At 70.3% G+C, this 12,547-nt stretch carries 8 protein-coding genes; 4 read left to right on the top strand and 4 right to left on the bottom strand.

Annotated features, from left to right (window positions below; genetic code table 11):
• Position 1 precedes the first annotated feature (1 nt).
• Together treS and DA085_RS14990 are read right to left on the bottom strand one after the other, a co-directional pair.
• Positions 2-1,735 (bottom strand): maltose alpha-D-glucosyltransferase, encoded by a 1,734-nt coding sequence (gene treS, locus DA085_RS14995; RefSeq protein ID WP_109473796.1) that lies wholly within the window; start codon positions 1,733-1,735, stop codon positions 2-4.
• On the bottom strand, positions 1,735-3,798 hold the full coding sequence (locus tag DA085_RS14990) for an alpha-1,4-glucan--maltose-1-phosphate maltosyltransferase (protein ID WP_237565550.1): 2,064 nt from the start codon (positions 3,796-3,798) through the stop codon (positions 1,735-1,737). Before DA085_RS14990 ends, treS begins: the two co-directional genes overlap by 1 nt.
• 70 nt (positions 3,799-3,868) lie before the next feature.
• On the opposite strand from DA085_RS14990, the gene glgP reads away from it, so the two are divergent.
• On the top strand, positions 3,869-6,451 hold the full coding sequence (gene glgP / locus DA085_RS14985; protein WP_109473794.1) for an alpha-glucan family phosphorylase: 2,583 nt from the start codon (positions 3,869-3,871) through the stop codon (positions 6,449-6,451).
• A 309-nt stretch (positions 6,452-6,760) separates the two neighbouring features.
• Positions 6,761-7,609 (top strand): hypothetical protein, encoded by an 849-nt coding sequence (locus DA085_RS14980; protein ID WP_154402218.1) that lies wholly within the window; start codon positions 6,761-6,763, stop codon positions 7,607-7,609.
• Positions 7,610-7,787: 178 nt separating this feature from the next.
• Here DA085_RS14980 and glgX read toward each other — a convergent pair whose 3' ends face one another.
• On the bottom strand, positions 7,788-9,911 hold the full coding sequence (gene glgX / locus DA085_RS14975; protein WP_109473792.1) for a glycogen debranching protein GlgX: 2,124 nt from the start codon (positions 9,909-9,911) through the stop codon (positions 7,788-7,790).
• A 34-nt stretch (positions 9,912-9,945) separates the two neighbouring features.
• On the opposite strand from glgX, the gene DA085_RS14970 reads away from it, so the two are divergent.
• Positions 9,946-10,572 (top strand): hypothetical protein, encoded by a 627-nt coding sequence (locus DA085_RS14970; protein ID WP_109473791.1) that lies wholly within the window; start codon positions 9,946-9,948, stop codon positions 10,570-10,572.
• The gene (locus DA085_RS14965; protein WP_109473790.1) at positions 10,569-11,375 is read left to right on the top strand and encodes an enoyl-CoA hydratase/isomerase family protein; all 807 of its coding nucleotides are present in this window, start codon (positions 10,569-10,571) and stop codon (positions 11,373-11,375) included. Before DA085_RS14970 ends, DA085_RS14965 begins: the two co-directional genes overlap by 4 nt.
• 23 nt (positions 11,376-11,398) lie before the next feature.
• Here DA085_RS14965 and DA085_RS14960 read toward each other — a convergent pair whose 3' ends face one another.
• Positions 11,399-12,427, bottom strand: a complete 1,029-nt coding sequence (locus DA085_RS14960) for an LLM class flavin-dependent oxidoreductase (protein WP_109473789.1) — start codon at positions 12,425-12,427, stop codon at positions 11,399-11,401.
• Positions 12,428-12,547 lie beyond the last annotated feature (120 nt).

Genomic DNA, 12,547 nt, shown 5'->3' with positions numbered 1-12,547 from the left:
CTCATGCTCCTTGGGGAGTCAGGCCGAGCCAGTAGAAGTCCTGCGAGCCCAGGGCGAGGTGGACGGAGCCGTCGGCGTCGACGTCGGGGAAACCGCTGCCGCCGAACAGGTCGGCCGTCACCGCACCGGCCAGCTCGGCGGGCAGGGTGATGCGGGCGGCCTGGGGCCGGGCCGACATGTTGTTGACGCAGAGCACCCCGCGGTGGCCCTCGATCTCGCGCTCGGCGAACTGACCCTCCTCTGCCGGCCTGGGTTCGGGCACGAGCCGCGTGTAGGCCAGGACCGCCGGGTTGTCCGCCTCGCAGAGGGTGAACTCACCGATCCCGAAGACCTCGTGCCGCGACCGGACCTGCAGCATCCCCCGCACCCAGTGCAGCAGCGAGGAGCTGGTGGCCATCTGTGCCTCCACGTTGACCGCGGCGTGGTGGTAGACCAGGCTCGTGATCACCGGCAGGTAGAGCTTGCCGGGGTCGGCCGTGGAGAAGCCGGCGTTGCGGTCGGGTGTCCACTGCATCGGCGTGCGGACCGCGTCGCGGTCGTTGAGCCAGATGTTGTCCCCCATGCCGATCTCGTCGCCGTAGTAGAGGCAGGGCGACCCGGGCAGGCTGAGCAGCAGCGCGTTGATCAGCTCGATCTCGGCCCGTGAGTTGTCCAGCAGGGGCGCCAGGCGGCGCCGGATCCCGATGTTGGCACGCATCCGCGGGTCCGGCGCGTACCAGCCGTACATCGCCGCGCGCTCCTCCGCGGAGACCATCTCCAGGGTCAGCTCGTCGTGGTTGCGCAGGAAGGTGCCCCACTGGGTGCCGGGAGGGATGGGCGGGGTCTCGTTCATCACCCGGACGATCGACTCGGCGCTCTCCTCCCGCAGGGCGTAGTAGAGCCGCGGCATCACCGGGAAGTGGAAGCACATGTGGCACTCGGGCGCCTCGGGCGTGCCGAAGTAGTCGACCACCTCGGCGGGCATCTGGTTGGCCTCGGCGAGCAGGACCCGACCGGGGTACTCCTCGTCCACCATGGCGCGCAGCTGGGCGAGGAACTCGTGCGTGCGGGGCAGGTTCTCGCAGCTGGTGCCCTCCTCCTCGAACAGGTAGGGCACCGCGTCCAGCCGGAAGCCGTCGATGCCCATGTCCATCCAGAACCGGACCACGTCGAACATGGCCTCCTGGACGGCCGGGTTCTCGAAGTTCAGGTCCGGCTGGTGGCTGAAGAACCGGTGCCAGTAGAACTGCCGCCGCACGCTGTCGAACGACCAGTTGGACACCTCGGTGTCGACGAAGATGATCCGGGCGTCGGCATACCTGTCGTCGGTGTCGGACCACACGTAGAAGTCCCCGTAGGGACCCTCCGGCTCGGCGCGCGACGCCTGGAACCAGGCGTGCTGGTCGGAGGTGTGGTTCATGACCAGGTCGGTGATGATCCGTATGCCGCGCGCGTGCGCCTGGGAGATGAGCTCCTGGAACTCGGGCAGGGTCCCGAACTCGGGCAGGACGGCGGTGTAGTCGGCCACGTCGTAGCCGCCGTCGCGAAGCGGCGAGGCGTAGAACGGGGGCAGCCACAGGCAGTCCACCCCGAGCCACTGGAGGTAGTCCAGGCGGTTGATCAGGCCGGTGAAGTCGCCCGACCCCGAGCCCGTCGAGTCGTCGAAGGCGCGGACCAGCACCTCGTAGAAGACGGCCTTGCGGTACCAGTCCGGGTCGTAGCGCAGGCCGGGCTGCTGCAGGTTGAGACCCCGCATCAGAACTTCCTGACCTGGATGATGTGCACCGGTAGCGCACCCGGGCCGAGCTGGACGAAGTTGGCCTCGCCCCAGTGCCACTGCGCCCCGGTGAGCAGGTCGTGCGCGATGAACCGGTCGTTCCAGCCCAGCCCGATCGAGGGCATCGTCAGATGGATCGTGGTGGCCCGCAGCGCGTGCGGGTCAAGGTTGGCCACGACGATGATCTCGTCGCTGTCGGAGCCGTCGTGGGCGCCGCCACCGCGCTTGGAGAAGACCAGGAAGTTCTCGTCGTCCGCGCTGTGGAAGGTGATGTTGCGGATCCAGTGCAGGGCGGGGTGCTCACGGCGGATCTCGTTGAGCCGCTTGAGGAACGGGGCGAGGTTGGGTCTGCCGTGGGCCTCGTCGCGGCCGCCGTCGGGCGTGTCCAGGTCCCAGCGGCGGTTCTTGAACTCGTACTTCTCGTTGTCGATGTGCTCCTCGGCCCCGGGCCGGGCCACGTGCTCGCAGTGCTCGTAGCCGGCGTAGATCCCGTAGGTCGGGACCAGGGTCGCCGCCAGCGCGGCCCGCACCTGGAACGCGGTCGGGCCGCCGTACTGCATGTACGGGGTGAGGATGTCGTGGGTGGTCGGCCAGAAGGACGGCCGCATGTAGGCCGCCGCCCGGCCGGACAGCTCGGTGACGTACTCCGCGAGCTCGGCGGCCTGGTTGCGCCACGCGTAGTAGGTGTAGGACTGCTGGAAGCCGACCTTGGCGAGCGTGTGCATCATCGCCGGTTTGGTGAACGCCTCGGCCAGCCAGATGACCTCCGGGTGGTCCACGGCGACGTCGGCGATCAGCCACTGCCAGAACTCCACCGGCTTGGTGTGCGGGTTGTCCACCCGGAAGAGGGTGATCCCGTGGTCGATCCAGACCTGGATGACGCGGCGCACCTCGGCGTAGATGGTCGCCGGGGCGTTGTCGAAGTTGACCGGGTAGATGTCCTGGTACTTCTTCGGGGGGTTCTCGGCGTAGGCGATCGTGCCGTCCGCCCGGGTGGTGAAGAACTCGGGGTGCTCGGTCGCCCAGGGGTGGTCCGGCGCGGCCTGCAGGGCCAGGTCCATCGCCACCTCCAGGCCCAGCCCCTTGGCCCGGGCGACGAAGGCGTCGAAGTCGTCGAAGTCGCCGAGGTCCGGGTGGAGCGCGTCGTGACCACCCTCCGCGGCGCCGATGGCGTAGGGCGAACCGGGGTCGTGCTCCTGGGCCTCCAGCGTGTTGTTGCGACCCTTGCGGTTGATCCGGCCGATGGGGTGGACGGGGGTGAGGTAGACGACGTCGAAGCCCATGTCGGCGATCGCGGGCAGCCGTTCGGCGGCCGTGTCGAAGGTGCCGCTCGTCCACAGACCGGTCTCCGGGTCCTGCGTGGCGCCCTCGGAACGCGGGAAGATCTCGTACCACGCCCCGTGCAGGGCCAGCTGTCGCTCCACCCACCACGTGTAGGTGCGGCTGGGGCTGACGAGATCCCGCAACGGCGCGTGGGTGAGCAGCTCGCGCAGGTCGGTGCCCCCGGCCAGACGCTCGTCGACGGGACGGCCGGTGTCCCGCAGTATGCCGATCGCCCGGGTCAGCCGGTCGCGGTCACCGTCGGGGCGGGTGACCTCGTCGCGTGCCCGCTCGAGCACCCGGGCGCCCTCCTCGAGCATCAGCTCGACGTCCACGCCGGCCCCGATCTTGATGGTGGCGTCGTGGTGCCAGGTGGCGTAGGGGTCGGACCAGCCCTCGACCCGGTAGCTCCAGATCCCCTCGCGGTCGGCGAAGACCGTCGTGCCCCAGTGGTCCAGACCCGGGTTGAGCAGGTGCATCCGCACGTGGTGCTCGGTGCCGTCGGGGTCGGTGAGGACCACCGTGGCGTTGACCTTGTCGTGGCCCTCACGGAAGACGGTCGCGGTGATCGGGAACAGCTCGTTGACGACGGACTTGGTGGGGCGGTCCCCGCCGTCGACGGCCGGGCTCACCTCCTGCACGGGAATCCGCCCGATGGGCCGCTGGCCCACCAGATCGAGAACGGACTGGCTGGTCGGGCCGTTACCTGGTGTCTCGGTCACGGAGCCGACGCTACCTGTCCGGCGTAGTGAGTGCACGGGACGCGCGTGGCACCGCCTACGCTGGGGCCTCGTGAAGGCCATCCGCAGACTCCATGTGCGCACCGTTCTCCCTGACGCACTGTCCCCGTTGCACGATCTCGCCCTGAATCTCCGCTGGTCATGGCACCCGCCGACGCTCGACCTGTTCGAGAGCATCGACCCGCGCAAGTGGGCCGAGTGCCGCCGCGAGCCGCTGGCCATGCTGAGCGCCCTGACCCCGGACGACCTGGCCAGGCTGGCCGGTGACCCGGCGTTCGTGCAGCGGGTCCGCGAGGCCGGTGACGGGCTGGCGCGCTACCTGAGCGAGCCGCGCTGGTACCAGCGCGAGGCCGAGGCGGGGGCTGCGGCGGGAGGCTTCGGGCAGGCCTACGCCTACTTCTCCCCGGAGTTCGGCATCACCGCCGCGCTGCCGCAGTACTCCGGCGGACTGGGCATCCTGGCCGGCGACCACCTCAAGAGCGCCTCCGACCTCGGTGTCCCGGTCGTCGGGATCGGCCTGTTCTACAAGAGCGGCTACTTCCGCCAGCGCCTGAACGCCGAGGGCTGGCAGCAGGAGTCCTACCCGGTGCTGGACCCCGATGACCTGCCTCTCGCGCTGCTGCGCGAGGAGGACGGCAGCCCCGCGGTCGTCTCGCTGGCGATGCCCGGCGGCGCTCACCTGGACGCCCACGTGTGGCGCGCCCAGGTCGGCCGGGTGCCGCTGCTGCTGCTGGACTCGGACGTGGAGACAAACGAGGCGAGCAAGCGCGACCTGACCGACCGCCTCTACGGCGGCGGTGGTGACCAGCGGCTCCAGCAGGAGATGCTGCTCGGGATCGGTGGCGTGCGGGCCCTGCGGCTGTGGTCGCGACTGACCGGTGCGCCGGCCCCGGACGTCTACCACATGAACGAGGGCCACGCCGGGTTCCAGGGCCTGGAGCGGATCAGCGAGCTGACGACCTCGGCGGGGCTCTCCTTCGAGGAGGCGCTGCGGGCGGTGCGGGCCTCCACGGTCTTCACCACGCACACTCCCGTGCCCGCCGGCATCGACCGGTTCGGCACCAACCAGATCAGCCAGCACTTCGGTGGGCCGGCCGAGCTGCCCGGTGTCCCGCTGCCCAGGCTGCTCGAGCTGGGAGCCGAGAGCTATGACGGCGGGGACCCTGGGGTCTTCAACATGGCCGTGATGGGTCTGCGCCTGGGCCAGGGCGCCAACGGCGTGTCCGTGCTGCACGGCGCCGTCAGCCGGGGCATGTTCAAGGGGCTCTGGCCGGGCTTCGACGAGTCCGAGGTGCCGATCGGCTCGATCACCAACGGCGTCCACGCCGGCACCTGGGTGGACCGCAAGGTGCTCGAGCTCGCCGAGGAGTTCCTGGGGCGCGAGTCCCTGGCCAACGGCAACGTCTTCGAGCAGGTCGGCCGCGTGCCGGCCGACCGGATCTGGGCGACCAAGCGCGAGCTGCGCCAGCAGCTCGTGGAGGAGACCCGCTCGCGCCTGCGCAAGTCCATGCGCACCCGGGGTTCCACGTCCGCGGAGCTGGGGTGGGTAGATGACGTGCTGGACCCAGACATCCTGACCATCGGCTTCGCACGGCGAGTGCCGACATACAAGAGACTGACTCTCATGCTCCGGGACCCGGAGCGGCTGGCCAGGATCCTGCTGGACGAGGAGCGTCCGGTGCAGCTGGTCATCGCCGGCAAGGCGCACCCGGCCGACGACACCGGCAAGCGACTGATCCAGGAGATGGTCAAGTTCACCGACGACCAGCGGCTGCGGCACCGGATCGTCTTCCTGCCCAACTACGACATCGGGATGGCTCAGAGCCTCTACCCGGGCTGCGACGTCTGGCTCAACAACCCCCTGCGCCCGTTCGAGGCGTGCGGCACGTCCGGCATGAAGGCGGCGCTGAACGGTGCCCTCAACCTGTCGATCCTGGACGGCTGGTGGGACGAGTGGTTCGACGGCCAGAACGGCTGGGCGATCCCGACCGCCGACGGTGTGGAGGACGACCGCCGGGACGAGCTGGAGGCGACCGCGCTCTACGAGCTGCTGGAGAACAGCGTCGTCCCGACCTTCTACGACAGGGACGAGGCGGGGCTGCCTACGCGCTGGCTGGAGATGCTCACCCACACGCTCGGGACGCTGGGCCCGAAGGTGATGGCCGACCGAATGGTGCGCGACTACACCCAGGCGCTGTACCTCCCGGCCGCCCGCGCCGGGTGGGCCGTGCGCGAGGACGACTTCGCCGGGGCGCGGGACCTGGCTGCTCGCGTGGAGCGGCTGCGTGCCGCGTGGCCGTCGGTGCAGGTCGAGCACGTGGAGGCGGAGGGCCTGAGCGACAGTCCACAGGTCGGTGAGACGGTGCGGGTGCACGCCTACGTGTGCCTGGGCGACCTCTCGCCCGAGGACGTCACCGTCCAGGTGGCCTTCGGCCGGGCCTCGGAGTCCGACGAGCTGACCGAGGTCGAGACGAGCCGGTTGGAGCCCGTGGGATCCGACGACGGTGGACGCCACCGGTTCGACGGCGAGCTCGAGCTGACCCGCACCGGCAGCCTCGGCTGGACGGTGCGCGTCCTGCCGGCACACCCCCACCTCGCCAGCGACGCCGAGCTGGGCCTGGTCGCCAACGCCTGACCCATTTTTGGGGAGGTTCGGACCGCTTCTTGCGCGATTTTGGGGAGGTTCGGACCGCTCCTCGCGCCTTCTTGGGGAGGTTTGGACCGCTCCGCACACCCGTTCAAGGACGTGTGGAGCGGTCCGGCACGGCCTGTCCCCAGCCAGCCCGCCGAGCGGTCGCTGTCCCCAGCTTTTCCTCCCTGCTGGCGCCACCTGCCGTGGTCGGTCGAGCGTGGGCCCGGGAGGTGGCATATGTTCGAGATCGCGAGAACGGCAGAACTGCGCACCAGAGGCATGTCCAAGCGGGCGGCAAACAGTCTGCAGCGCGTGCCTGGTCTCTCGGGCGTCCGGGTCCTCGGCGATCCACCGGATGACGCCCGGCTGTTGCGGATCTGGGCGGCGTGGGAGCGCGCGCCCAGGGGTGCCGTCCTGTCCGGGTGGGCGGCGGCCGTGCTGCACGGAGTGAGCCCCCGGTTTCTGGACGGCACGACCGACGGGCGCACGCTGAGCCCCATCGACCTCAGCGTCCCTGCAGACGTGGGCAGCTATGACACTCGCGGCCTGCGCATCCGGCGATCCAGGGTGCCCGACGCCCACGTGGAGGAGCTCGGCGGCATCGCCGTCACGAGCGCGCCGCGGACGATTCTCGACCTGGCTCGTTGGGCACCCACTGAGGGAAAACGCCTGGCCATGCTGGACGTGGGGGCAGGGCATCGGATGATCGAGCGTGACACCTTCGCCGACTTCCTGGACCCGCTGGGTGGCCTGCACCGGCTGTCCCGTGTCCGTGAACTCTTTCCGCTCATCAGCACGAGGGCCGAGTCAGTGCCGGAGAGCGAGATGCGCTATCACTGGATCCAGGCCGGCCTGCCCACGCCGGTCGTGAACCAGCCGGTCCACGACCTGCGGGGAGACTTCGTGGCACGGGTGGACCTGTGCGACCCAGAGACTGGTCTTGCGGCGGAGTACCAGGGCCTGCCGCACCGCGTCGACCTAGCCGAGGAGCTCGACGAGAAGCGAGCGAAACGTCTCAGACGGATGAACCTGGAGGTCGTCGAGGTCTGGAAGGAGGATCGGCCCCGAATTGAGACGATCCTGCTCGAGAGCGCTCGCAGGGCAAAAGATCGGGACGTCCGGCTCGATGCCTGGGTCTGTCCGGAGGTTGAGGACTGGTGAATCGTCTCGCTGGCTGCTGCTCGGAGGAGCGCGTGTGTATGCCGCTCGCTCACCTTTGTCAGTGACCAAGACGGCGAGCATGGTCGGCGGCGCTCTGTTATGGCTGGTGATCCGCGCGTAGCACGGTGCGCCGAACTTCCCCAAGAATGCGCGATGGGCGATCCGAACGTCCCCAAAATTAGGTGCTGAGGAGTGACGTGGAGCTGCCGGGCAGCTCGAGCTCCTCACCCACGAGCTCGGCGTCCTGCGGTCGCTCCCAGGTGCTGTCCCACTCGAGCCGCCAGGGGTGGCTGGTGTCGGCGTCGGGCAGCCGCACGGTGCGGGGCTCCGGGGCCCCGTTGAACGCCACCATGACCACGTCGGGGGCCCGGCCGGCGGCCTCGGCCACGGCCCGGTCGTCCAGGAGCGCGACGAGTGTGCGGAGCGCCGGGTCGGTCCACTGTCCCTCGGTGAGGATCTGCCCGTCGGTGCCGAACCAGCGCAGGCGCACCCTCCCGGGGGCGGGGTCAAAGGTCTGGAACTCGGGCGGGCTGAGCACGCGGTGGCGCCGGCGCAGCTCCAGCAACCGGGTCACGGTCGCGACCAGGTCCGGGTCCGTGGCGTCCCAGTCCAGCCAGCTGATCTCGTTGTCCTGGCAGTACGCGTTGTTGTTGCCGCGCTGCGTCCGCCCGAGCTCGTCACCGGCGGTGATCATCGGCACGCCGGCGGCCAGGAGCGTGGTCGCCAGGAGGTTGCGCACTGACCGGCGCCGGCCCGCCAGGATCTGCGGGTCGTCGGTCGGTCCCTCGACACCGTGGTTCCAGCTGCGGTTGTCGCCGTGGCCGTCCCGGTTGTCCTCGAGGTTGGCCTCGTTGTGCTTCTGCTCGTATGCCGTGGTGTCGGCCACGGTGAAGCCGTCGTGGGCGGTGACGAAGTTGACCGAGGCGATCGGACCGCGGTCGTGGGCGCCGTAGAGGTCCGCCGACCCGGCGAACCGGGTTGCCAGCTCCCGGGCACCGTGCCCCGTCTCGCCTCGCAGGGCGCGGGCGGTGTCCGGCAGCCAGAAGGTGCGCACGGTGTCCCGGAACCGGTCGTTCCACTCGGCGAACGGCGGCGGGAACTGTCCCGTGCGCCACCCGTGGACGCCGATGTCCCACGGCTCGGCGATGAGCATGACCCGGGACAGCACCGGGTCGGTGCGCAGCGCCACGTGGAAGGCGTGGTCCGGGTCGTAGGCGTCGTCACGGCCCCGCGCCAGCGCCGGTGCCAGGTCGAACCGGAACCCGTCGACGTGGAACTCGGTCACCCAGTGCCGCAGCGAGTCCAGGACCATCTTGGCCACCATGGGCTGGCGCAGGTCCACCGTGTTGCCGCACCCGGTGACGTCGATGTCGTGGCCGCGGTCGTCGAGGCGGTAGTAGGTGGCGTTGTCCAGCCCGCGCCACGACAGGGTCGCCCCCTCACGGTTGCCCTGCTCGCAGGTGTGGTTGTAGACCACGTCGAGGATCACCTCGATGCCCGCCGCGTGCAGCGCCCGGATCGCTCCCTTGACCTCGTCGACCACGCCCTGCGGGTCCCGCGCCGCGGCATACCCAGGGTGCGGCGCGAAGAAGCCGAGCGTGTTGTAGCCCCAGTAGTTGGTGAGCCCGTGGCGGACCAGGTGCGGCTCGTGGGTGAGGGCGTGGATGGGCAGCAGCTCCAGGGTGGTGACACCGAGGCCGGTGAGGTGCTCGAGGACGGCGGGGTGCCCGAGGGCGGCATAGGTTCCCCGGATCTCCTCCGGCACACCCGGGTGGCGCATGGTCAGGCCGCGGACGTGGGCCTCGTAGATGACCGACTCGGTCCACGGCGTGACGGGGGAGCGGTCCCCGGCCCAGTCGAAGGAGGCGTGGTCCACGACCACCGACCGGGGGACGTATGCCGCACTGTCCCGGTCGTCCCTCGTCTCACCGTCGCCGTGCCACCCCTCGTCCACGGTGTGACCGAACACCTCGGGCCCCCAGGTCACCTCGCCCTCCAGCGCCCCCGCATACGGGTCCTGCAGCAGCTTGGCCGGGTTGTGCCGGTGCCCCTCCCGGGGGGCCCAGGGGCCGTGCACGCGGAAACCGTAGCGCTGGCCCGGCCGCACGTCCGCGACAACGTCCCACCAGATCCCGTACGCCTTGCGGGACAGCGGGACCCGACGTTCCGCACCGTCGTCGTCAAAGAGGCACAGCTCGACGGCGTCCGCGTGGACCGCGAGGACGGAGACATCAGCGCCCCCGTCGTGGACGGTGACGCCGAGGGGTGGCGGCACATCTGGTCGGCGGCGCGGGACGGGCATGGTGGCAGCCTAGGTACTCGGTTACGTTAGAACTATGACCGACCCCACCTCCCTGCCGAACTTCCCGCCGCCGCCCGAGGAGCACCCCCTGCGGGGCCGGGTGCTCGACGCCCTTCAGGACCTGAAGCTGCAGCCCGACCTCGACTCCGACGGTGACGTGAAGTTCACCGCGCAGGAGCAGCAGCTGTTCGCTCGCTCGCTCACCGGGGGCCAGGTCGACATCCTGCGCATCTACGGCCAGTGGCAGATCGCCGACAGCGTGCCCGCCGACCTGCTCACCAGGCTCAACGGCTGCAACGACATCACGCTGGGCGTCAACCTGGTCAAGGCCGGGATCGCCGCCGGCAACCTGGTCCTGAGCGTGGAGCAGGTGATCGCGCCCAAGGAGAACCCCAAGCCCAAGGTGCAGATCGCGGTCAGCATGATCCTGCAGGCCGTGGCGCTGTGGCACCGCAACGTGACCGCCAAGGCCAAGCGCGAGGCGGACCTCGCCGCGGGTGGCACCGGCGACGTCGTCGCGGGGGACCAGGACGCGGTCACCGACGGTGAGCCCAAGACGGTCGGTCCGTGGTTGTCCGAGGGGATCCGCCGCAACCGGTCCGGCGGCGAGGGCGACGGCGGTCAGGGCACTGGTGGTCAGAGCAACGGTGGTCAGGCATGAGCGGGGTGCGCACCATCGAGACCTCGACCGAGCACGTCCGCGTCGAGGTCGAGGACGGCATCGCGACGATCCGCATCGACCGGCCGAAGATGAACCCGCTCGACGTCGCGGTCCAGGACGCCCTCGGTGAGGCGGCCGGCATCGTGTCGGCCGATGCCGAGGTCGGCGCCGTCATCATCTACGGCGGGGAGAAGGTGTTCGCCGCGGGCGCGGACATCAAGGAGATGCAGGCCATGTCCTACACCGACATGGTCGACCGCGCCGCCGTGATCCAGGAGTGCTTCAAGGCGGTCGCGCACATCCCGAAGCCGACGATCGCGGCGATCACGGGCTACGCGCTCGGGGCCGGGTGCGAGCTGGCCATGTGCGCCGACTTCCGCATCGCCGGCAGCGACGCCAGGCTCGGCCAGCCGGAGATCCTCCTCGGGGTCATCCCCGGCGCGGGCGGCTCGCAGCGGCTGCCGCGACTGATCGGGCCCGCCAAGGCCAAGGACCTGGTCTTCAGCGGCCGGATGGTCGAGGCCGACGAGGCGCTCGCCATCGGGCTCGTCGACGAGGTGGTCGAGCCGGACCAGGTGTATGCCGCAGCGCGCGCCCGCGCCCAGCGTTACGTGGGTGGTCCGGCCTACGCCCTCCGGGCGGCCAAGGAGGCCATCGACCGCGGGATCGAGACGGACCTGGACACCGGCCTGGCGATCGAGGCGATGCTCTTCGCCGGCGTGTTCGCCACCGAGGACCGCCAGATCGGGATGACCTCGTTCGTGCAGGACGGCCCGGGGAAGGCGAAGTTCACCGGCAAGTGACCGGGCGCGTTGCCGCCTGAGCCTCAGGCCAGCAGGTCCCTGACGCGCGGGGCGACGTGCTCGGCATACAGCTGGATGCACGTCAGCCGCTGCTCGTGCGGCAGGTGACCCATGCTGTATTTCAGCTGGAACCGCGAGAGCCCGAGCAGCCGCGCGGTGTCGGCGATCTTGCGCGCCACGGTGTCCGGCGACCCGACATAGGCGGCGCCGTCCGGGCCGAGCTGCTCGAGAGCCCGGTCCCTGGTCATCGGGGGCCAGCCACGCTCGCGACCCAGGCGGTTCATGTACTCGACGAAGGGGTCGAGGTACTCCTCGATCGCCTGCTCGTCGGTCGCTGCGACATGCCCGGGTGAGTGCACGCCCACGGGCAGCTCGGGCTGGTCGGCCTGCTGCAGGGCTCGGCGGTAGAGGTCGATCAGCGGCGCGAACTGGCGTGCCGGTCCGCCGATGATCGCCACCACGACCGGCAGGCCGTAGGACGCGGCGCGGACCATCGACTGCGGCGTGCCGCCGACGGCGACCCAGGTGGGCAGCCGACCACTCTCCGTGCCAGGGATGACGCGCGCCACCTCCAGCGGGGGTCGGGTCGTGCCCTCCCAGCGCACGGGCTGCTCGGTGAGCAGGTGCGCCAGCAGGTCCAGCTTCTCGGAGAACAGCACCTCGTAGTCCTCGAGGGCATAGCCGAACAGGGGGAAGGACTCGATGAAGGACCCACGACCGACGGTCACCTCGGCCCGTCCGTTGGAGAGCGCATCGAGTGTCGAGAACCGCTCGAAGACGCGCACGGGGTCGTCCGAGCTCAGCACCGTGACCGAGGTGCCCAGCCGGATCCGCTCGGTGGTGCCGGCCAGCGCCGCCAGCACGGTGTCCGGCGCCGAGATCGCGTAGTCGGGGCGGTGGTGCTCGCCGACCCCGAAGAAGTCCAGGCCGAGCCGGTCGGCGAGCTGCCCCTCGGCGAGAACCTCCCGGATCACGACCGCAGGGTGCAGGGGGTGGCCGTCGGGACCGTTCGAGATGTCGCCGAAGGTGTCCAGGCCGAGTTCGAGGCTCATCGCCACATCGTAGGAGCGCAGAGCTCGCGCGGACAGAGACGCGTCGGCGCTGACCTCGTGCTGCCGGTGTAGACGCACGTTGCCGCGCGCTGACCTGACCCCCGGTTTGGTGCAGCCCCT

Origin of the sequence: Ornithinimicrobium cavernae (assembly GCF_003121625.1) — a bacterium.
Classification (GTDB): domain Bacteria; phylum Actinomycetota; class Actinomycetes; order Actinomycetales; family Dermatophilaceae; genus Ornithinicoccus; species Ornithinicoccus cavernae.
Note: the sequence above shows the minus strand (reverse complement) of the source record. Positions and strands in the feature narration are given on the sequence as shown.